Source organism: Thauera sedimentorum (assembly GCF_014489115.1).
In the GTDB taxonomy this organism is placed as follows: Bacteria; Pseudomonadota; Gammaproteobacteria; order Burkholderiales; family Rhodocyclaceae; genus Pseudothauera; species Pseudothauera sedimentorum.
The window spans coordinates 510,191-530,931 of the sequence record NZ_JACTAH010000002.1 but is presented as its reverse complement, the minus strand read 5'-3'; the positions used below and the strand labels follow the sequence as shown (position 1 = coordinate 530,931).

Annotated in this window: 18 protein-coding genes; 9 read left to right on the top strand and 9 right to left on the bottom strand. The window is 69.2% G+C overall.

Annotated features, from left to right (window positions below):
* Positions 1–181 precede the first annotated feature (181 nt).
* The 5 genes from IAI53_RS12300 (at position 182) to IAI53_RS12280 (ending at position 6,978) form a co-directional block, all read left to right on the top strand.
* Positions 182–652, top strand: a complete 471-nt coding sequence (locus IAI53_RS12300) for a PACE efflux transporter (protein ID WP_187718485.1) — start codon at positions 182–184, stop codon at positions 650–652.
* Positions 653–665: 13 nt separating this feature from the next.
* Positions 666–1,685, top strand: coding sequence for a UDP-N-acetylmuramate dehydrogenase (gene murB, locus IAI53_RS12295; protein ID WP_187719423.1), 1,020 nt, complete (start codon positions 666–668; stop codon positions 1,683–1,685).
* 174 nt (positions 1,686–1,859) lie between these two features.
* Positions 1,860–2,510, top strand: coding sequence for a c-type cytochrome (locus IAI53_RS12290; RefSeq protein ID WP_187718484.1), 651 nt, complete (start codon positions 1,860–1,862; stop codon positions 2,508–2,510).
* 88 nt (positions 2,511–2,598) lie between these two features.
* Positions 2,599–2,952: a RidA family protein gene (locus tag IAI53_RS12285; RefSeq protein ID WP_187718483.1), complete on the top strand. Its 354-nt coding sequence runs from the start codon at positions 2,599–2,601 to the stop codon at positions 2,950–2,952.
* Positions 2,953–3,111: 159 nt separating this feature from the next.
* Positions 3,112–6,978: a DUF3683 domain-containing protein gene (locus IAI53_RS12280; RefSeq protein WP_187718482.1), complete on the top strand. Its 3,867-nt coding sequence runs from the start codon at positions 3,112–3,114 to the stop codon at positions 6,976–6,978.
* A 51-nt stretch (positions 6,979–7,029) separates the two neighbouring features.
* Here IAI53_RS12280 and IAI53_RS12275 read toward each other — a convergent pair whose 3' ends face one another.
* The 4 genes from IAI53_RS12275 to pyrE are packed head-to-tail and all read right to left on the bottom strand — an operon-like array spanning position 7,030 to position 11,147.
* Positions 7,030–7,815, bottom strand: a complete 786-nt coding sequence (locus IAI53_RS12275) for an NAD-dependent deacylase (protein ID WP_187718481.1) — start codon at positions 7,813–7,815, stop codon at positions 7,030–7,032.
* Positions 7,812–9,887 carry a molybdopterin-containing oxidoreductase family protein gene (locus IAI53_RS12270; RefSeq protein WP_187718480.1) on the bottom strand — a complete coding sequence of 692 codons (2,076 nt, stop codon included), beginning with the start codon at positions 9,885–9,887 and terminating at the stop codon, positions 7,812–7,814. The genes IAI53_RS12275 and IAI53_RS12270 overlap by 4 nt, the downstream gene beginning before the upstream one ends.
* Complete coding sequence (locus IAI53_RS12265; RefSeq protein ID WP_187718479.1) at positions 9,887–10,522, bottom strand: hypothetical protein; 636 nt, start codon at positions 10,520–10,522, stop codon at positions 9,887–9,889. The genes IAI53_RS12270 and IAI53_RS12265 overlap by 1 nt, the downstream gene beginning before the upstream one ends.
* A complete protein-coding gene (gene pyrE, locus IAI53_RS12260; protein ID WP_187718478.1) occupies positions 10,500–11,147 on the bottom strand; it encodes an orotate phosphoribosyltransferase in 648 nt (215 codons plus the stop codon). Before pyrE ends, IAI53_RS12265 begins: the two co-directional genes overlap by 23 nt.
* Before the next feature lie 42 nt (positions 11,148–11,189).
* Here pyrE and IAI53_RS12255 point away from each other — a divergent pair, with 42 nt between their 5' ends.
* A complete protein-coding gene (locus IAI53_RS12255) occupies positions 11,190–11,972 on the top strand; it encodes an exodeoxyribonuclease III (protein ID WP_187718477.1) in 783 nt (260 codons plus the stop codon).
* A gap of 28 nt (positions 11,973–12,000) precedes the next feature.
* On the opposite strand, the gene IAI53_RS12250 is transcribed toward IAI53_RS12255, so the two are convergent.
* On the bottom strand, positions 12,001–12,768 hold the full coding sequence (locus IAI53_RS12250) for an EAL domain-containing protein (protein WP_187718476.1): 768 nt from the start codon (positions 12,766–12,768) through the stop codon (positions 12,001–12,003).
* A 251-nt stretch (positions 12,769–13,019) separates the two neighbouring features.
* Between IAI53_RS12250 and IAI53_RS12245 the strand changes: the two genes are divergently transcribed.
* From IAI53_RS12245 to IAI53_RS12235, 3 genes are read left to right on the top strand one after another with little or no spacing between them, the layout of a single operon-like run.
* Complete coding sequence (locus IAI53_RS12245) at positions 13,020–13,340, top strand: ElaB/YgaM/YqjD family protein (protein WP_187718475.1); 321 nt, start codon at positions 13,020–13,022, stop codon at positions 13,338–13,340.
* Between the two features lie 8 nt (positions 13,341–13,348).
* Positions 13,349–13,729: a phage holin family protein gene (locus tag IAI53_RS12240; RefSeq protein ID WP_187718474.1), complete on the top strand. Its 381-nt coding sequence runs from the start codon at positions 13,349–13,351 to the stop codon at positions 13,727–13,729.
* A complete protein-coding gene (locus IAI53_RS12235; protein ID WP_187718473.1) occupies positions 13,726–14,088 on the top strand; it encodes a YqjK-like family protein in 363 nt (120 codons plus the stop codon). The genes IAI53_RS12240 and IAI53_RS12235 overlap by 4 nt, the downstream gene beginning before the upstream one ends.
* On the opposite strand, the gene IAI53_RS12230 is transcribed toward IAI53_RS12235, so the two are convergent.
* The 4 genes from IAI53_RS12230 to IAI53_RS12215 all read right to left on the bottom strand — a co-directional run bounded on the left by IAI53_RS12230 (position 14,051) and on the right by IAI53_RS12215 (position 20,737).
* Positions 14,051–15,298 carry a uracil-xanthine permease family protein gene (locus IAI53_RS12230; protein WP_187718472.1) on the bottom strand — a complete coding sequence of 416 codons (1,248 nt, stop codon included), beginning with the start codon at positions 15,296–15,298 and terminating at the stop codon, positions 14,051–14,053. The genes IAI53_RS12235 and IAI53_RS12230 overlap by 38 nt on opposite strands.
* Before the next feature lie 90 nt (positions 15,299–15,388).
* Positions 15,389–16,021, bottom strand: coding sequence for a uracil phosphoribosyltransferase (upp, locus tag IAI53_RS12225; RefSeq protein WP_187718471.1), 633 nt, complete (start codon positions 16,019–16,021; stop codon positions 15,389–15,391).
* Positions 16,022–16,056: 35 nt separating this feature from the next.
* On the bottom strand, positions 16,057–19,833 hold the full coding sequence (locus IAI53_RS12220; protein WP_187718470.1) for an AfsR/SARP family transcriptional regulator: 3,777 nt from the start codon (positions 19,831–19,833) through the stop codon (positions 16,057–16,059).
* Positions 19,834–20,050: 217 nt separating this feature from the next.
* Complete coding sequence (locus IAI53_RS12215; RefSeq protein ID WP_187718469.1) at positions 20,051–20,737, bottom strand: prepilin-type N-terminal cleavage/methylation domain-containing protein; 687 nt, start codon at positions 20,735–20,737, stop codon at positions 20,051–20,053.
* Positions 20,738–20,741: the final 4 nt, after the last annotated feature.

Below are 20,741 nucleotides of genomic sequence, written 5' to 3'. Positions count from 1 at the left end.
GCGGACCGGTGCAATCGTGCGGAAAACGACGGCGAAAATGCGCTCAATATCGTGCAAATTCCGCAATCCGGCGGAATGCCGCGCGCAAGCCGCGGCCCTTACGTGATGTTGCGTTGCACAACTTGCCTTCGGGGCCCTTCGGACCTATCTTGTCGGACTCTGCAAGCCTGTTCGTCCGCCCGTGTCCGCCGCCAGTCCCAGACTCCGTTCCCTGCCCGACCGCCTGCGCCAGATCGCCCTGTTCGAGGTCGGCGGCCTGCTGCTGATCACCCCGCCCTTCGCCTGGGCCAGCGGCGTGCCGCTGGCCGAGTCGATCGGCCTGCTGGCGGTGATCGCCTTGATCGCCGCCTTGTGGAACGCGGGCTACAACACCGCCTTCGACTGGGTCGAAGGGCGGCTCACCGGGCGCACTGCGGACCGCCGCCCCTTGCGCCTGCGCGTCGTGCATGCGATCGGCTTCGAGGGCGGCCTGTTGCTGATGAGCCTGCCGGTGATCATGGCGTGGACCGGCATGGGCTGGGTCGAGGCTCTGCTCGCCGACATCGGCCTGGCGGCCGCCTATGTGGCCTATGCCTTCGTCTTCAACCTGACCTACGACAGGCTCTTCCCGATTGCCCCGGAACTGTGCGATGCCACCCAGCGGGCCGACTGACACCGTGTCCGCGATGCCGGTCGTGCGGAGCGGCGTGGCACTGGATGAACTCAACACCTTCCGCCTGCCGGCGCGGGCGGCGCAGTTCGTCGACATCGACACGCTCGCCGGCCTGCAGGCCATGCTGCGCAGCGAGTGCTGGCAAGGCGCGCCGCGCCGTCTGGTGCTGGGCGGCGGCAGCAATCTGGTGCTGACCGGGGACTTCGCCGGCCTGGTAGTCAAGGTCGGGCTGCGCGGCCGCCGCCTCGCAGGCGAGGACGCGCAGGCCTGGCGGGTGGAGGCCGCGGCCGGCGAGAACTGGCACGACTTCGTGCGCTGGACCATCGCCCAGGGCTGGCCGGGGCTGGAGAACCTGTCGCTGATTCCCGGCACCGTCGGTGCGGCGCCGGTACAGAACATCGGCGCCTATGGGCTGGAGGTCGCCGAACGCATCGATTCGCTCACCGCGGTCGACCTGCACGACGGCACGGTGCACCGCCTGCTGCCGGCCGATTGTGCCTTCGGCTACCGCGACAGCCTGTTCAAGCGCCAGCCCGGGCGCTGGCTGATCGCCTCGGTGTGCTTCCGGCTGCCCAGGCCGTGGCGTCCGCGCCTCGACTACGCGGAACTTGCGCGCGAAGTGCAGGCCGTGGCCGGCGCGGCGCCCACGGCGCTGCAGGTGTCGGACGCGGTCATCGCCATCCGCCGCCGCAAGCTGCCGGATCCGGCCGAGATCGGCAATGCCGGCAGTTTCTTCAAGAACCCGGTGGTCGATGCGGCGTCCTTCGCCCGCCTGGCGGCAAGCTGGCCCGCATTGCCGCATTACCCCCAGGCTGACGGCAGTGTGAAACTGGCCGCCGGCTGGCTGATCGAGCAGTGCGGCTGGAAGGGGCGCAACCTGGGGCCGGTCGGCTGCTTCGAGCGCCAGGCGCTGGTGCTGGTCAATCGCGGCGGCGCCACCGGGGGGGATGTCGCGCGTGTCGCGACCGCCATCCGCGCGGATGTGCGGGCGCGCTTCGGCATCGAGCTCGAGCCCGAGCCGGTATTCGTCTGACAACGGCGCACGGGACCTCCCGTGCGGGTCGCCGGCGAGCGCTGGCGGTATGTCATGCGCTTCGGCTCGCAAGAGCTGCGCCCCTCGCGCGATCATGATGTTAAGATTTGCGCCCGGGCGCCGGGGCCTCCACCGGGGAAGGTTCGCGCCGGACGACATTAGCGGGAGCATTCGATGCGCATCAGCCAGTCGCGGGCATGGTCTTTCTTCGTGCGGTTCCTGATGGCGTGTGGCCTGGCCACCGCTGCCGCGTCGGCTTCGGCCGAGAACGCCGCGGAACTCGTGGCCCGGGCCGCCGAGGACAGTACCCTGCACCAGACCCTGGTCGCCGAAGGCGGCAAGGCGGCGTTCTTCTGTGCCAACTGTCATGGGGAAGCCGGCATCAGCAAGTTCCCCAACGTGCCCAATCTGGCCGGCCAGCATCCGGCCTACGTGCTGCACCAGATCGAGGCCTTCCTCTCGGGCGCGCGCAAGGACGAGTTCATGCAGGGCCTGATGAAGGTGCTCAACGAGCGCGAGAAGGCCTCGATCGCGCTGATGTACGCTTCCCGTGCGGTGCCGCCGGTGAGCTCTCCCGGGGCCAAGGCGGCCGATGGCGGCAAGCTCTTCCAGCAGCATTGCGCGCGCTGTCATCAGGTCGACGCCCACGGCGCAAAAGACTTTCCGCGTCTGGCCGGGCAGCAACCCGAATACCTGAAGATCAGCCTGCGGCGTTATCTCACCCAGTCCGGCGAGCGTTTCTATGCGCCGATGACTGCGGCGGTCGCCCAACTGGGCGAGCGCAACATCGACGCGGTGGTGGATTACCTCAGCAGCCTGCCCTGATCGGTCGCACCGGCGCAGCCGCCGTGCGCGGGCGCCGCGCCGCGGCTGCGGTAGACTTGGGGTCCGCAAGCACTTCCCGACTGCCCCCATGACCGACATCGTCCGCCGCGGCACCACCGCCCGCTATTCCGATTCCGTTTCCCACGCCGGGGTCGTTCATCTCGTCGAGGTGCCCGCCAGCGAGGGCACCGACATCCGCACCCAGACCCGCGAGACGCTGGCCAGCATCGAGCGCCAGCTGGCGGCCGCCGGCAGCGACAAGTCGCGCATCCTGATCGCCACCATCTACCTGGTCGACATGGCCGACTACGATGGGATGAACGAGGTGTGGGATGCCTGGGTGCCCGCCGGCTGCGCGCCCTCCCGCGCCTGCGTTCGCGTGGCCGGACTGGCGCGCGACGGCTGGCGGGTGGAGATCGCCCTCGCCGCCGCGCTGCGCTGAACGGCGCTCCGGGCGAACGCTCCCGCAGCGCTGCAGTCCACCCGCTGCGGGGTGCGCCTGGATGCCCCTGTACTTCATAAGGTCTTGATTTTTGCTGCATGGTGCACTGCGGTTCGCTAGAATCGAGCGTTTCCCTGCAGCAGTTTGCCCGGTGCTCCAATGACCCAACGCCTGCGAGAGATTCCGTACAACTACACCTCGTTCTCGGACCGCGAGATCGTCATCCGCCTGCTCGGCGCCGAGGCCTGGGAGGTGCTGCACGAGCTGCGCGCCGAGCGGGTGACCGGGCGTTCCGCGCGCATGCTCTACGAGGTGCTGGGCGACATCTGGGTGGTGCGCCGCAACCCCTATCTCGAGGACGACCTGCTCGCCAGCCGCGAGCGCCGCGAGGCGCTGATCGGTGCGCTCAGCCACCGCCTCAACGAGGTGGACAAGCGCCGCCAGGGCAATGAGCGGGTCACCTTCCTGCTGGCGCGGGCGCGCGAGGCGGTGGCCGATTTCGAGCGCTGGTTCGCCGATACCGCGCGCCGCCGCAAGGCGGTGCTGAAGGCGCTCGCCCGCCACACCCGGCGCGACAACGTGTGCTTCGACGGCCACGCGCGGGTCAGCCATGTCACCGACGCCACCGACTGGCGCGTCGAGTATCCCTTCGTGGTGCTCTACCCGGACACCGAGGACGAGATGGCGCCGCTGGTGCGCGCCTGTATCGAGCTCGGCCTGACCATCATCCCGCGCGGCGGCGGCACCGGCTACACCGGCGGTGCGGTGCCGCTGGACGCCAGCTCGGTGGTGATCAACACCGAGAAGCTGATCGGCATCGGCGCGGTGGAAGAGCTCGCGCTGCCCGGCCTGAACGGGCCGATGGCCCAGCCCTACGCCACCATCCGCACCGGTGCCGGCGTGGTCACCGAGCGCGTCGCGGAAGCGGCCACCGCCGCTGGCCGGGTGTTCGCGGTGGACCCCACCTCGGCCTCGGCCTCGTGCATCGGCGGCAACATCGCGATGAACGCCGGCGGCAAGAAGGCGGTGCTGTGGGGCACCGCGCTCGACAACCTGGCGTGGTGGAAGATGGTCACGCCGGACGGCAACTGGCTGGAAGTCGAGCGCCTGGATCACAACTTCGGCAAGATCCACGAGCAGGAGACGGTGCATTTCCGCCTGCGCCGCTTCGACGGTCTGAGCTACGCGCCGCTGGGAGAGGAAGTGCTCGCCATGCCGGGCGCGGCCTGTCGCAAGGACGGTCTGGGCAAGGACGTCACCGACAAGTTCCTCGGCGGCGTGCCGGGCGTGCAGAAGGAAGGCACCGACGGGCTGATCGTCGCCGCGCGCTGGGTGCTGCACAAGATGCCGCCGGTCACCCGCACGGTGTGCCTGGAGTTCTTCGGCCAGGTGCGCGAGGCGGTGCCGGCCATCGTCGAGATCACCGACTACTTCAAGCCGGGCGGCGCGGGCAATGCCGCCGGGGTGCTGCTCGCCGGCCTCGAACACCTCGACGAGCGCTACGTGAACGCGGTGGGCTACACCACCAAGGCGAAGCGCCACGGCCGGCCCAAGATGGTGCTGATCGGCGACATCGTCGGCTTCGACGAGGACGCGGTGATGCGTGCCGCCTCCGAAGTGGTGCGCATGACCAATGTGCGCGGCTCGGAAGGCTTTATCGCGGTCACCCCGGAGCAGCGCAAGCGCTTCTGGCTGGAGCGTTCGCGCACCGCGGCGATCTCGCGCCACACCAACGCCTTCAAGATCAACGAGGACGTGGTCATTCCGCTGCCGCGCATGGGCGAGTACTGCGACGGCATCGAGCGCATCAACATCGAGCTCTCCATCCAGAACAAGCTGCAACTGTGCGATGCGCTGGCCGGCTATGTGCAGGGTGAACTGCCGCTCGACCAGGGCGACGCGGAGATCGACCGCGACGTGTTCATCGGCGACCGCCGCCAGGCCGCGCTCGACTACATCGCCGGCGTGCGCCGGCGCTGGCAGTGGCTGCTCGACAGCCTGGACCTGCCGCTGGCCGAGGCCGAGGCGCAGTTCGCCGACTACGGCGTGGAAGCGGGCGAGCTCAGCAACCGTGCGGCCGAGCCGCGGCTCTTCCATCGCCTGCAGGACTACTCCATCCGCGTGTCGTGGAAGACCGAGCTCAAGCCGCGCCTGGACAAGATCTTCGAGGGCGCGGTGTTCGCCCCGGTGTGCGAGCGCATCGCCGCGATTCACAAGGAAATCCTGCGCGGCCGGGTGTTCGTCGCCCTGCACATGCACGCCGGCGACGGCAACGTGCACACCAACATCCCGGTCAACTCCGACCACTACGAGATGCTGCAGACCGCCAACCGCGCGGTCGACCGCATCATGGCGCTGGCGCGCAGCCTGGACGGGGTGATCTCCGGCGAGCACGGCATCGGCATCACCAAGCTGGACTATCTCACCGATGTCGAGATGGCCAGCTACTGGGCCTACAAGCAGAAGGTGGACCCCGAGGGGCGCTTCAACCGCGGCAAGCTGATGAAGGGCGGCAACCTCGACAACGCCTACACCCCCAGCTTCAACCTGATGGGCCACGAGTCCATCATCATGGAGCAGACCGACGTCGGCGAGATCGCGCACGACATCAAGGACTGCCTGCGCTGCGGCAAGTGCAAGCCGGTGTGCTCCACCCATGTGCCGCGCGCCAACCTGCTGTACAGCCCGCGCAACAAGATCCTCAGCACCTCCCTGCTGATCGAGGCCTTCCTGTACGAGGAGCAGACCCGGCGCGGCGTCTCGCTCGCCCACTGGAGCGAGTTCGAGGACGTGGCCGACCACTGCACGATCTGCCACAAGTGCGAGAAGCCCTGCCCGGTGGACATCGACTTCGGCGACGTGTCGATCAAGATGCGCAACCTGCTGCGCAAGCAGGGCAAGAAGTCCTTCAACCCGGGCAAGGCGGCGGCGATGGCCTTCCTTACCGTCAAGGATCCGGCCACCATCAAGCTGATCCGCACCGGCATGATCGAGTGGGGCTACAAGGTGCAGCGCGTCGCCCACGACCTCGGCAAGAAGCTCGGCTTGGTCCAGCCCCAGGTCAAGGCACCGCCGGCCACCCTGGGCAAGGCCTCGGTCAAGGCGCAGGTGATCCACTTCATCAACAAGCCGATGCCGGGCAACCTGCCCAAGAAGACCAGCCGCGCGCTGCTCGACATCGAGGACGACAAGGTCATCCCGGTGATCCGCGACCCGCAGAAGGTCAACGGCGACTCGGAAGCGGTGTTCTACTTCCCCGGCTGCGGCTCGGAGCGCCTGTTCAGCCAGGTCGGCCTGGCCACCCAGGCCATGCTCTACCACGTCGGCGCGCAGACCGTGCTGCCGCCGGGCTACCTGTGCTGCGGCTATCCGCAGACCGCCGCGGGCGAGGACGAGAAGGGTCAGAAGATCACCACCGACAACCGGGTGCTGTTCCACCGCGTGGCCAACACGCTGAACTACCTCGACATCAAGACGGTGATCGTGTCCTGCGGCACCTGCATGGACCAGCTGCAGAAATACCAGTTCGAGAAGATCTTCCCCGGCTGCCGGCTGCTCGACATCCACGAGTACCTGATGGAGAAGGGCGTCAGGCTCGACGGCGTGGAGGGCGTGAAGTACATGTACCACGAGCCCTGCCATACGCCGATGAAGCAGTACCAGGGCATCAAGGTGGCCAACGAGCTGATGGGCACGCGGGTCGACCTGTCCGACCGCTGCTGCGGCGAATCCGGCACCCTCGCGGTGGCCCGCCCGGACATCTCCACCCAGGTGCGCTTCCGCAAGCAGGAAGAGATCGAGAAGGGGGCGGCCAAGCTGCGCGGCGACGACCCGACCGCGCGGGTGAAGCTGCTCACCTCCTGCCCGTCCTGCCTGCAGGGCATGCACCGCTACGCGAACGATGCCGGCGGCGTGGAGCCGGATTACATCGTGGTGGAGATGGCCCGCCATCTGCTCGGCGAGGACTGGCTGCCCGACTACGTGTCGCGTGCCAACAGTGGCGGCATCGAACGCGTGCTGCTGTAAGGACCGCTGAACCCGGCGGGTCGTCCTGGGGCCTGGCCCCGCCCGAGGCGCTCAGTCCTCGGCGGGGTCGGGCCGGTGCAGGCGGCGCCAGATCGCGGTCAGCGCATCGGCGGCGCCCATCCGCAGCCGGTGGGTGACCAGCCTGCTCACTTCGGTGTCGCCCGGGTTGATCTCGATGCTCGGGATGCCCTGCTGCTGCGCCCACCATACCGGGCCGGCGATGTAGGGGAACACGCTGGTGGTGCCGATCGACACCACCAGGTCGATGCCGCCCAGCAGCACCGCTTCCAGCCGGTCCATGCCCTGCTGTGGCAGCATCTCGCCGAACAGCACCACGTCCGGGCGCAGCAGGCCGCCGCATACCGGGCAGGCGGGCGGCAGCGCGAGGCCGGAGAAATCGGGCACGTCGCGTTCGTGCGGGCATTCGGTGCAGCGCAGGTGATGCACCGTGCCGTGGATCTCGATCAGCTTCCTGGAACCGGCCGCGCGATGCAGGCCGTCCACGTTCTGGGTCAGCACCCATACCGCCGGCTTCTCGTGTTCCAGCGCGGCGATCAGCCGGTGCGCGGCATTGGGTTGGGCGCCGCGGCAGTTGGCCTCGATTTCGGCGATGTAGCGCCAGCAGATGTCGGGGCGGTGGGTCATCATCTCGCCCGACAGTGCTTCCTCGATGCTGAGGCCTTCCGCGGTCAGGCGTTCGTGATAGAGCCCGCCGATGCCGCGGTAGGTGGGCAGGCCGGAGTCGGCCGAGATGCCGGCGCCGGTGATGAAGAGGATGCGCTGTGCCGTCCCGAACAGGGCGGCGGCGGCATCCAGGGTGTGCTCGACATCGTTCATGCCCGCGCCACCTCCACCAGGCAGTCGTAGAAGCACGCGCCGCCGCCGAAGTCGGTCAGTGCGTCGCTGGTCACCGCGTTCACGTTGCGCCCGTCGGGGGCGAGCTTGCGCCACCAGATCGACGGACTCACCACCACGCCGGTGCGCACGCGGTCGGTGACCGTGGCGCGGGCGCGGAATTCGCCGCGCGCGTTGTGGATGCGCAGCTCGTCGCCGTCGGCCAGGCCGCGTGCGGCCGCGTCCTGCGGATGGATCTCCAGCCTGGGGGCGCCTTCCGCGGCGAGGAAGCGCGGGAGGTTGGCGAAGCTGCTGTTGAGGAAGTTGCGCGCCGGTGGGCTGATCAGCGCCAGCGGGTAGCGCGCCGCGAGGGCCGGGCTGACCGGGGCCGATTCGCGCGGCGGGTGCCAGGCCGGCAGCGGGTCCAGCCCCGCGGCGGCGAGGCGCTGCGAGAGGAATTCGCACTTGCCCGAGGGCGTGGGGAAGCCGCCCGCGGCAAACGGCGCAAAAGGCCGCGGCAGGTTGAGGCGCGCCCAGCCGCGCTCGTCCAGCGCGCCGCCCAGGCCCTGGGTGCGGGGGTCGCCCTGGCGGAAGGCGGCTGCGGCCACCGCCTCGTCGCTGTCGAACAGCGCCGGCTCGGTGAAACCCAGTCGTTGGGCGAGCAGGCGGAACACCTCGCTGTTCGGCTTGGCCTCGCCCAGCGGGGCGATGGCCGGTGTGTTGGTCAGGGCGTAGAGGTGGCCGTAGGCGGTATGCACGTCGTAGTGCTCGAGCTGGCTGGTGGCCGGCAGGAGGATGTCGGCATAGTCGGCGGTGTCGGTCTGGAAGAGCTCGTGCACCACGCAGAACAGGTCCTCGCGCGCGAAGCCCTGGCGCACCCGGTTGCCGTCGGGTGCCACCGCGAGCGGGTTCGAGTTGTAGACGTAGATGGCGCGGATCGGCGGATCGGACGCTTCCAGCAGGTCGCGGCCTATGGTGGTCATGTTGATGGTGCGGGGCGGGAAGCGCGCCGGATCGGGATACAGGTCGGGGCGTTCCAGCGCGCGCTGGTCGACCGGGAAGTTGCCCGAGGTGGACAGCAGCGCGCCGCAGCCGGGCTGGCGCCAGGCGCCGGTGAGCGCCGGCAGGCAGGCGACGTTGCGTACCGCCATGCCGCCGCCGGCGTGGCGATTGAGGCCATAGTTGAGGCGGATCAGGCTATGGTGCCCGGCCGCCGCGTAGTCGCGCGCGAGCTGGCGGATGGCGTCGGCCGGCAGCCCGGTGAGCGTTGCGGCCCATTCCGGCGTGTACTCGCGCACGCGTTCGCGCAGCTCGGCGAAGCCGGTGGTGTGGCGGGCGACGTAGTCGTGGTCGAGGTGGTCCTCGGCGATCAGCACCTGCATCATCGCCAGCGCCAGGGCGCCATCGCTGCCGGGCAGCGGGGCCAGATGCAGGTCGCACTTCTCGGCGGTCTGGGTGCGCCAGGGGTCGATGCACACCAGGCGGGCGCCGCGCCGTTTCGCCTCCTGCAGGTGACGCCAGCCGTGCAGGTTGGATACCACCGGGTTGGCGCCCCAGATCAGGATCAGCCGGGCGTTGGCCACCGCTTCCGGATCGGCGCCGACCGACGCGCCTATGGTCGCCTTCCAGCCGTAGGCGCCGGCCGAGGCGCAGATCGTGCGGTCGAGCAGCGAGGCGCCCAGGCGGTGGAAGAAGCGGCGGTCCATGCCCGAGCTGTGCACCAGTCCCATGGTGCCGGCGTAGGAGTAGGGCAGGATGGCGCGCGGGTCGTCGGCGGCGATGGCGCCGAAGCGCTGCGCGATGGTGTCGAGCGCCTCGTCCCAGGTGATGCGCGTGAAGCGCCCCTCGCCCTTGGCACCAATGCGCTTCATCGGATACAGCAGGCGCTGGTCGGAATACACCCGCTCGAGATAGTGCGCGACCTTGGTGCACAGCGCGCCGTGGGTGAAGGGCATGTCGGCCGCCCCGCGCAGCTTCACCGCGCGCCCGTCGGCTACGGTGACTTCCATTGCACAGGTGTCCGGACAGTCGTGCGGACAGGCGGCGCGGACGATACGGCCGGTGGCGGTGGACATCAGCGTCGCGGCTGGGCGTCGCGGGTGAGTTCCAGGTAGCGCCGGCGGTCTTCGTCGAAACGGCTGCGGATGGTCTCGAGTTCGCGCGTCTTGGCGTCGAGCACGACGCGCTGCGCGGCCATCTCGGCTTCGATCACGCGCAGTTCGTTGGCCAGTTCGGGGGGCAGTTCGCGGTCGCGGTAGAACTCCTGTTCCTCCGCCAGCTTCTGCCGCCGTGCCTCGAGCTCCTCCAGGCGGCGGCGCTGCTCCTGCATGCTCTTGCCGGCATCGGCCAGGCTGCGGTCGCGCTGCGCGTCGAGATCGCTCAGGCTGGCGTAGGTTTCGAGCAAGGCCTCGTCGAGCCGGCGCTGTTGCAGCGCGCGGGCTTCCTCCGCCTTGCGCTGCCGCTCTTCGGCCTGGCGACGGGCGATCTCCTCGGCGGTGAGCGGGGCGGCCACGTAACGCCGTACCGTGCCTTGCGGGCTGATCTCGCGGTAGGCCTTGCCGAAGCACATCGGCGGCAGCGTGTCGCCGCACGCCGGCCGGCCGGCGTCGTCCTCGCAACAGAAGATGGTGCGCCCGCCCTGCGCCTGGGCGCCGAACGGCAGCGCCAGCAGGGCGAGGAGCAGCAGGTCAGCGCGACGCGGAAGTCCCATAGCTTTCACGATAGGCCATGACGGCCTCCAGGTTGGCGGCGAGTTGCGGACTGTCGGCGAGATAGGCGATCAGGTCTTCCAGTGTTGCCACGGCGATGACCGGGATGCCGAACTGCTCGCGCACTTCCTGTACGGCGGACAGCGCGCCGGTGCCCCGCTCCATGCGGTCGAGGGCGATGACCACGCCGGCCGGCTCGGCGCCTGCGGCGCGGATGATGTTCACCGATTCGCGCACCGAGGTGCCTGCGGAGATGACGTCGTCGAGGATCAGCACCCGGCCGGCGAGCGGGGCGCCGATCAGTGTGCCACCTTCGCCGTGGTCCTTGGCTTCCTTGCGGTTGAACGCGAAGGGCAGGTTGTGGCCGTTCTCCGCCAGGCGGATGGCCGCGCCGGCGACCAGCGGGATGCCCTTGTAGGCCGGGCCGAACAGCATGTCGCAGGCCACGCCCGAAGCCTCGATGGCGCGCGCATAGAAACCGCACAGTTCGCGGAAGGAGGTGCCGTCGTCGAACAGGCCGGCGTTGAAGAAATACGGCGAGTTGCGCCCGGCCTTGGTGATGAAGGAGCCAAAACGGAGCACGCCCTTGCGGCAGGCGAGGGCGATGAATTCACGGCTAAAATCCACGTGCTTCCTTTGCAATGCTGATCATTTTCCGGGACTCCGCCCATGTTACGCATCATCTCAGCCAACCTCAACGGCATCCGTTCGGCCTGCAACAAGGGCTTTCTCGACTGGCTCGCCCGCCAGGACGCCGACTTCGTCTGCCTGCAGGAGCTGAAGGCCCAGGCCGCGGACCTGAGCGACGCCATGCGCAGCCCGGGCGAACATACCGGCCATTTTCATTACGCCGAGAAAAAGGGCTACAGCGGGGTCGGCATCTACACCCGCCACGAGCCGGAGCGCGTGGTCGAGGGCCTGGGCATTGCCGACATCGATGCCGAGGGGCGCTACCTGCAGCTCGACTATCCGGGGCTGTCGGTGATCTCGCTCTACCTGCCCTCCGGCTCCAGTTCGGAGGAACGCCAGCAGGCCAAGTTCGGCTTCATGGAGCGCTTCTTCCCGCACCTGGCCGAACTGCGCGCCGCCGGGCGCGAGGTGGTGATCTGCGGCGACTGGAACATCGCCCACAAGGAGATCGACCTGAAGAACTGGAAGAGCAACCAGAAGAATTCCGGCTTTCTGCCCGAGGAGCGCGCCTGGCTCAGCCGTCTGCTGGACGAACAGGACTGGGTGGACGTGTTCCGCCGCCTGCACCCGGAGGCCACCGGCGAGAGCTACACCTGGTGGTCCAACCGCGGCCAGGCCTGGGCGAAGAACGTGGGCTGGCGCATCGACTACCACATCGCCACCCCGGCGCTGGCCGACAGCGCACGGGCCGCGGCAATCTACAAGGACGAGCGCTTCAGCGATCACGCGCCGCTGACGGTGGACTACGCCTTCCAGCTGTAGTGGCCGGCGCTGCGCGGCTGGGGCCGCCTCAGGGGCGGGGCAGCGCTTCGACGGCCGGGCGGGCGAACAGGTAGCCCTGCTGGTAGCGCACCCCGAAGTCGCGCAGGGTGTCGCGCTCGGCCGCGCTCTCGATGCCTTCGCCGATCAGGGTGATGCCCAGACGCTCGGCGGACAGCGCGATGCCGGCGACGATGGCCTGCTTGGCCGGGCTGCTGTCGATGTCGCGGGTGAGCTCCATGTCCAGCTTGAGCACATGGGGCTGGAAGGTGGCCAGCAGGTTGAGGCCGGCGTAGCCGGCGCCGAAATCGTCGATCGCGGTGATGAAGCCGCGCTTGCGGTAGTCGCTGAAGATGCGGATCAGGTGGGCCGAATCGCTCACCCGCTCGCCCTCGGTGACCTCGAACATCAGCCGGTCCGAGGGAAGGCCGAAGCGCGAACAGGCTTCCAGGGTGGAGCGGATGCAGGTCTCGGGGCGGTAGATGGCGTTGGGCAGGAAGTTGATGCTCAGCCGGCAGCCGTCCATGTCGTGCAGGCCGAGCGAGGCGGCAAGCTCGATGGCCTTGACCCGGCAGGCCTGGTCGAAGCGGTAGCGGTTGCGGTCGTCGACCCGGGCGAGCACGGTGCCCGCGCCTTCGCCATCGGGCCCGCGCACCAGCGCCTCGTAGGCGAAAACCGGCCCGCCCTCGACGTCCACGATGGGCTGGAAGGCCATGGTGAATTCGAAGCCCAGCGCCGGGGCGTTCCGGCATTCGTCGCAACCGACGGCGTGAAAGGGCGTCGGGAAAAGCGTGCTCATCGATACTCCGTATGGTCTGTGCACGGGCCGCCCGGGCAAGGGGAAGAGCCCGGCCGGCTCAACCCTGTCGTCTAACGGGGTTTATAGCACGGGTCGTCGGCCGTCCGTGCCGATTGCCGCATGCCCGGCGGGTGCGGATTTGCCATCCGCCTGCCGGGCGTATAGCCTGATCTAGAGTACCGCTCCGGCGCATGCCGCGCCGGGAGCCACCCGTCCAGGCCCGAACGACCTGTCATCCAAAGGAGTCCATCATGCCGACTGCTGCCGAACAGAATCATGCTTCCAGGGAGAAACTGCTGGCCGACCTGAAGGCCATCGTGGCCGACAGCGAGGAATTGCTCAAGCTGACCGCCGGCCAGGCGGGTGACAAGCTGGGCGAGGTGCGCGGTCGCCTCGGCGACCGCCTGAGCCTTGCCAAGGACCAACTCGCCGACGCCGAGCATGCCTTGCGCGAGAAGACCCGCCAGATGGCGCACGCCACCGACGACTACGTGCATGCCAATCCCTGGCAGTCGGTCGGCATCGCCGCCGGGGTAGCCTTCCTGATCGGCATGCTCGCGGGTCGGCGCTGAGCGCGGCAATGGGCGAATCGCGCAAGCCGCGCCTGGCCGACAGCCTGCGCGGCTTCCTGGACAGCGGGCTGGCTACCGCGCAGACCCGGCTGGAGCTGCTGGCCGTGGAGGTGCAGGAAGAGAAGCTGCGCCTCACCGGCCTGGTGCTGAACGTCGTGCTGTGCGCGCTGCTGCTGGGTTTCGGCCTGGTCTTCCTGGCGCTCTTCCTGACCGTGCTGTTCTGGGAGGAACACCGCCTGCTGGCGCTCGGGCTGGCCACCGCCGTGTTCATCGGCGGCGGGCTGCTCACCGCCAGCAATGCCGCGCGCGAACTGCGGCGCGGCAGCCGCCTGTTTGCCGCCAGCCTGGCCGAGCTGGCGCGCGACCGCGCCGCGATCCGCCGCGAATGAACCCCCGTCTGGTGGAGTTCGCGCTGCGCAAGCAGCAGCTGCAGTTTCGTGCGGAAACCCAGCGCGACGACATGCTGCGCCGCCTGCAGGGTTTCGAGGGCGCGCTGGACACGGTGGACCGTGTCCGCGACAACCTCGCCTGGGCGCGCGAACAGGTACCGCTGTTCTCCGCGGCCGCCGTCATCGTGGTGCTGTGGAAGCCCCGGCTGGCGCTGCGCGTGGCGCGTCGTGCGTGGCTGGGCTGGGCGCTATACCGCCGCGTGGGCAGCGGCAGGGCGGCGCCGCTCATGGGCGCCGCCCTGCCGCTGGTCGGGTCCTTGCTCAGGCGCTGGCGCGGCGCTTCGGCAGGACGAGGTTGAGCAGCACCGCGACGATGCCGCACAGGCTCACGCCCTGCAGCGTGAGGCCGTCGAAGTTGAGCGCCAGCCCGCCGATGCCGAACACCAGGATCGACGAGACGATGACCAGGTTGCGCGGCTCGTCCAGGTCGGTGCGCGCGCTGATCAGCGTCTTCAGACCCACGCTGGCCACCGAACCGAACAGCAGCATCATGATGCCGCCCATCACCGGCACCGGAATGGACTGCAGGAAGGCGTTGAACTTGCCGACGAAGGCCATGGCGATGGCGAACACCGCGGCCCAGGTCATGATCGCCGGATTGTAGTTCCTGGTCAGCGTGACCGCGCCGGTGACTTCCGAGTAGGTGGTGACCGGCGGCCCGCCGACCAGGCCGGCGAACAGCACGCCCAGGCCGTCGCCGGCCAGCGTGCGGTGCAGGCCGGGCTTCTCGGTGTAGTCCTTGCCGGTCACGCCGCCGATCGCCACCACGTCGCCGACGTGCTCGATGGCCGGCGCCAGGGCCACCGGCAGCATGAACAGGATGGCCGCCCACTCGAAGCTCGGGGCCACGAAGCTGGGCATGGCAAACCAGGGCGAGCTGTGCACCTTGGAGAACTCCACCAGGCCGAAGGCGGTAGCCGCCACGTAGCCGGCCGCGACGCCGGCGAGGATGGGCACCAGGCGCAGGAAGCCGCGCGCGAACACCGCCACCGCCACCGTGGTGCCGAAGGACACCGCGGCGACCACCAGCGCGGTGCGGTAGGGCACCAGTTCCGCCGAGCCGTCGCCGGTGCGTCCCATCGCCATGTTCACCGCCACCGCGGCGAGCGACAGGCCGATGATCATGATGATCGGGCCGATCACCACCGGCGGCATGAAGCGGTGCACGATCTCCGCGCCATGCTTCCACACCAGGCCGGAGAACACGAAGTACACCAGGCTGACGCAGGCCAGCGCCCCCATGGTGGCCGACAGACCCCAGGTCTGCATGCTGTACACGATGGGGGCGATGAAGGCGAAGCTGGAGCCGAGGAAGATCGGCACCTGGCGCTTGGTGACGAGCTGGAACAGCAAGGTGCCGACACCGGCGCCCAGCAGGGCCATGCTTGGGTTGAGGCCGGTGAGCAGGGGTACCAGCACCAGCGCGCCGAAGGCCACGAAAAGGATCTGGCCGCCGGCGACCGCCTGCCGCCAGAGCGGCTCGCCTCCCTGGATCGGAATTTCTCGCATGCTTGTTCTCCGTTCGCCCTCGCGGGCGATCATTTGTTGGTGTTTTGTGGGTACTTCGTGCTGCAGGTGGGATGCGGGTGTTGCGGGTGATCAGTTGTGCTTGGTGCCGAAGATCTTGTCGCCGGCATCGCCCAGCCCGGGGATGATGTAGCCCTGCTCGTTGAGGTGGCTGTCGATGCTGGCGGTGTAGATGTCCACGTCCGGGTGGCGCTCGGCCATCAGGGCGATGCCCTCCGGCGCGGCCACCAGCACCAAGGCGCGGATCTGCGCGCAGCCCTTGCGTTTGAGCATGTCGCAGGTGGCCGCCAGCGAGCCGCCGGTGGCCAGCATGGGGTCGATGATCAGCGCCATGCGCTCGCCCAGGTGGCCGACGAACTTCTCGAAGTAGGGCGCCGGCTGCAGGGTTTCCTCGTCGCGCGCGATGCCCACCACGCTCACCTTGGCGCTCGGGATCATGTCCAGCACGCCGTCCAGCATGCCCAGGCCGGCACGCAGGATGGGCACCACGGTGACCTTCTTGCCCTTGATCTGCTCCACCTCCACCGGCCCGGCCCAACCGGCGAGGGTGACCTTCTCCAGCGGAAAATCCTTGCACGCCTCGTAGGCCAGCAGACGGGCCAGTTCGGCGGTCAGCTCGCGGAACTTCTTGGTGCTGATGTCCGCTTCGCGCATCAGGCCGATCTTGTGGCGGACGAGGGGGTGGGAGATTTGCTGGATGGCCATGTGCGGGTCCGGTGGGCGGATGAAACCGCCGCAGTTTACCCTGCGTCGGCGCTTGCGTCCTGCGTGTCGTGCCTGCGCTCCGGGGCCGCCTGTCCGCCCGGCGACAAACGCGTGAGACTGTGCCGTGCGCGCTCGGTCAGCGCCCTGGCGTTCTGTCTCAGGGACAGGGCGATGGCCTGGTGGAAATACCGTTCCGCCTGCTCGCGATGGCGGACCGGATCGATCCGCAGCAGCGCCTCGCCCTTGAGACGGAGCAGTTCCGCGACGAAGTACTGTTCCGCGAGCTCCTCCGCTGCGAGCAGGGCGCGGTCGGCCAGTTCCGATGCGTCTGCGGGGCGGTGTAGCGCCAGCAGGGCCTCGACCGCGATCGACATGACGGTGACTCCGCCGCCGCGATAGGCCGAGTTGATCACGGCGCTTCCCTTTTCGAGCAGCCCGGCGTCCTCCAGCTGGCCTTGCTGTGCCTTGGCCCACGCATCCAGCAGGACGCCCACGCCTATCCACAAGGCGAATCCGTGGCGTTCGGCCAGCTCCCGGGTCTGCACCGCATAGCGGCCGGTGTCCTGCGGGTTGCCGCGGTAGCGTTCCAGCAAGGCGGAGAAGGCCAGCGCAAAACAGTGCGAATGCTCGTTGCCGCACAGGGCGCCGAGGCGGCGCGCGTTGGCCATCACGCTTGCCGCGCGGGGCGTGTCGCCGAGGAACCACAGCGCCAGCCCGAGGAAGGACTGGCCGGTGACGGCCACGTCGTCGCCACCGTGCCAGGAGCGCCCGCCGAACCAGTTGCGTTCGGTGGACGGAGCGCTCTCGGCGAGCACATGAAGGCGCTCGAGCGCATCCCGGCTGGCGTCGAAGTTGCCGCGCCAGAAGTTGGAATTGCCCAGCGCGAACAGGGCGAACATGCGTTCGCGGTTGGTCCGCGCCTCCGCCTCCAGGGTGAAGGCGGTGTCCAGGCCGCGGGCATGCTCGCTGTGCGAGCTGTCGCTCTGGTACATCCTCGCCAATGCCATGAAGCGCGCGCCCTGGTCGCCGGCTTCGGTGGCGATGGCGAGTGCCTGCTCCATCAGCCGGCGGGCGTTCAGCGAGCCGAAACCTTCCGAGAGGATCAGCGCATCGCCCAGATCGAACATCAGCGCCAGGCGGCCGGCGGCGTCGGTGAGCTGCGGGTGGGCTTCGACGAGGTCGAGCGCGTTGCGATAGTGACCCACCGCGTCCGCAGCCGCCTGCCGGCGCCCGGCAAGTCTGCCGGCCTTCTCCCACCAGAACAGGCCATGGCGCGGGTCTCCCCCCGCAGTACAGTGCCATGCGACTACTTCGGGGCGGGTCTCGGCGATCTTGGGGAAGATCGCCGACAGCGCGGTGGCCACCCGCAGATGCAGGGCGTTGCGGCGCAGCCGGGTCATCGACTGATAGGCGGCATCGCGCACTAGGGCGTGCGAGAAGCGGAAGCGTCCGTCCCGTTCGGCAATCAGCAAGCCTGCTGTCGCAAGGCGCTGCAATGCGGCGTGCAGGAGTTCCTGCCGGCCGACGATCTCGTTCAGGAGGTCGAGGTCGAACTGCTGGCCGATCACCGATGCCGCGCACAGAACGGTGGCGTCGTCGCCGGTGCTGTCGATCCGCTGGCGCAGGACGGCCTGCAGGGTGTCCGGAATGCCGGCCAGGTCGCCGCCACCCTCCAGTTCGCCGGCAAGGGCCGCCAGTTCGCGCAGGTAGAGGGGAATCCCGCCGGCCCGGCGGGCCAGCTCGTTCAACTGCTCGGCCGGAACGGCGGAGGTCGCCGGCAGCGACTGCAGCAGCGCCAGCGCCGAGGTGTCCGCCAGCGGCCCGAGCGCGATCCGTGCGGCGTGGGGCACGCTGTCGAAGAGCGAACCCTCCTCGCGGCTGACCGTCAGCGCCATGATCGGCAGGTCGGTCAGCTTCAGGCGGTCGAGGAACTCCAGCGTCGCCGCGTCGGCCCAGTGCGCGTCCTCGAGCACCAGCAGCAGGGGGCTGCGTTTGCCCAGGCTGGCGAACATGCCGAGGATCAGGCGGAACAGCCCCTCCTTGTTGTGGATGGCGTCCGCATCGGGGTCGAGGAGGTCGGTCAGCAGCGGGAAGGCCTCGTCGGCGCGGTCGCTCCAGTCGCGCTGGAGGAAGTCGCGCAGCTTCTGCCGGCGGGTCGCCGGCGGATCGTCCGGCCCGATGCCGCAGCGCGCCTCGAACATGCCGGCCAGCGGGGCGAGCGGTGACAGGCGCAGCTCGGGGCGGCAGGTGAAGGCGCGGATCGCCCCCCCGGTGTCGGCCACGTAGCGGGCGAAATGGGCCGCCAGGGTGGACTTGCCTATCCCCGGCTCGCCGCTCACCAGGACCAGCCGCCCATGGTGGCGGCGGGTTTCCTCCCAATGCGCGAGCAACTCGCCGAGTTCGGTGCTGCGGCCGATCATCACGTCGCGGTCCGACTCGGCCAGCGGCGGCGGCGTGCGCTCCGAGCGCACGCGGTGGACGGTGCCGAGTGAGGGCATCGACACCTGCTCGACGGCGACGACGGGCTCGTACTCGAAGCGGTCGCCGGCCACGGCCATCATGGCCGCGCTCGCGAGCACCTCGCCGTCCAGCGCCAGCAGGCGCAGCTGCATTGCGGCTTCGCTCAGTTCGCCCAGCTCGTCGGGATTCTCGCCGCTGATGGTGTGCCCGCAATGCAGGCCGGCGCGCACCTGCGCAACGCTGGCAAAGCGCCGTTGCACCGCGAGCGCGGCGCGCAGTGCGTCGGCCTGGGCCGAATCGCGCGCACGCGGCCAGCCGAAGTAGGCCATCAGGGCCTTGCCCGGTGCCGAGACCACATGCCCGCCATAGCCGGCCAGGCATTCGATCGCCTGGAGGCGGAGCGCACGGTTGCGCGCCACGTTGTTTTCCAGATCGTGCAAGGGGGCGACACACTCGCAGCACATCACCGTGAGCATGCGGTGCTCGTCGTGACGCGCGCTCGCCAGCTGCTCGTCCGTGCGCTCGCCGGGCTGTTCGGCCGGGCTGATCGCGCCTTCGGCGATGTCGGCGCGCAGACGGCAGGTCTCCGCGTCCGGGGTGACGCCGAGTTCGCGCTCGATGCGCTTGGCGAAGGTGTCGAACTGCTGCAGCGCGCGATCGGGCCGGCCCGTCATGGCCAGCGCGCGCATCAGGCTACGCTGGTTGGGTTCGTCGAGCGGGTCGAGCATCTCCAGGCGGCGTGCCAGGTCGAGCGCCAGCTCGGGCCGCAGGGTGTTCTCCGCACATTCGGTCAAACGGCGCAGCAGATCGACGCTGCGATGGCGGTAGAAGAGGCGCTGCCCTTCCAGCCATTCCTCGAAACCGTCGGCACCGCTGAGCGCGAATCCGGCCAGCAGATCCTGCCCGATTCCCGGGGGCAGGCTGCCGTCCGGCAGGGTCAGCGCGCAGGTCCGCTCGACGCAGCCTTGGCAGATCTGCTGCGGGGACAGCTCCAGCCACCCGAGATCGAGGCGGACGGCGGGGTGGTCCGACATGGCCACGGTGTAACGTGTGACTTCCAGTCCCGGAAACCGGGTGGCGGCATCCGGGGTCAGGCGCGCAAGGTTGCCCAGTACTTGCCGCAGGTTGGCGCGTGCGGCCTCGAGCGGCAGCCGCGGCCACAGCAGGTCGGCGAGATGGTCCCGGCTATGGTGCGCATTGCGCTCGATCATCAGATAGGCGAGCAGGGCCAGGGTGCGCCGGTACTTGATGCCGGAGGTGAGCTCGTGCGGCCCCTGGGTGATGCGCCCGGGGCCGAGCAGCGCCACGTACAGGGGATCGCTCGATATCGTCGGGTCTTGCGCTTTGGTCATAGGGGACGGTACGCCGGGCAGGATGTGCGGAGCGACCTCCCGCGAACCGGGAACGTCCGATGAAATGCAGTGCTCGCGCGCCTCTCGGGCGAGAAATGCAAACTTGTGCAAAACACCGGTGCATTATATGCAGGCTATGCCATCAGGCAAATGCAATACCTTCGTCATCCGGTGGTTCGTTGTCGTGCCGGTCTCCGCGATGCGTGTGCGCTGGGGGTCAGCGCGACATCCGCAGGTAAGCGGTCATCGTCGGAGCCTGGGCCTCGTCCCGGCCGGGCTGGGCGGCGCTCCAGGCCACGCTGGCGGTGCCGGTGGCGGCGGCCCGGGTGTTTTCGCGCAGGCGGCCGAAGCGTGCATCCAGCTTGCCGTCGAGCTGGTTGTCCAGCATGTTCGCGAGCGCCGGGGTGAGACCGCGCAGCTCCATCACGTTGCGGTTGCGTACCAGGTAGGTGCCGGGCGCCGCGCCGGGCTCGGACCAGCTCCGGGCGGCAAAACACACCTCAAGCTGGCGCGGATTGCCGTTGGCGTCCAGGTATACCGCCAGATCCTCGCTGCCTTCGGCGCGTCCGGCGGGCATCGCGACGCCCGCGGCCTGCATCTCGGTGCGCAGGTTCGCACCGCACAAGGGAGTGTCCAGCGCGCCGTTGACCAGGCCGGTCGGATTGGCGGCCGGGTCGCCCGGCACCCGCCCGCTGCCGTTGGCGAAGGCGTCGAAGGCGATCGCCCAGCCCTGCACGAACTCGGTGGCGATGCGCTGGTTGGCGGCGCCGCGCTGCACGTCCCGACCGATGGTGACTGCGCCAAGGATGATGCCGATGATGACCAGCACGATGGACAACTCGACGAGGGTGAAGCCGCGCTCGGGCCGGTGGCCGTGAAAGCGGCGAATGACGGGGCGATTCATGTGC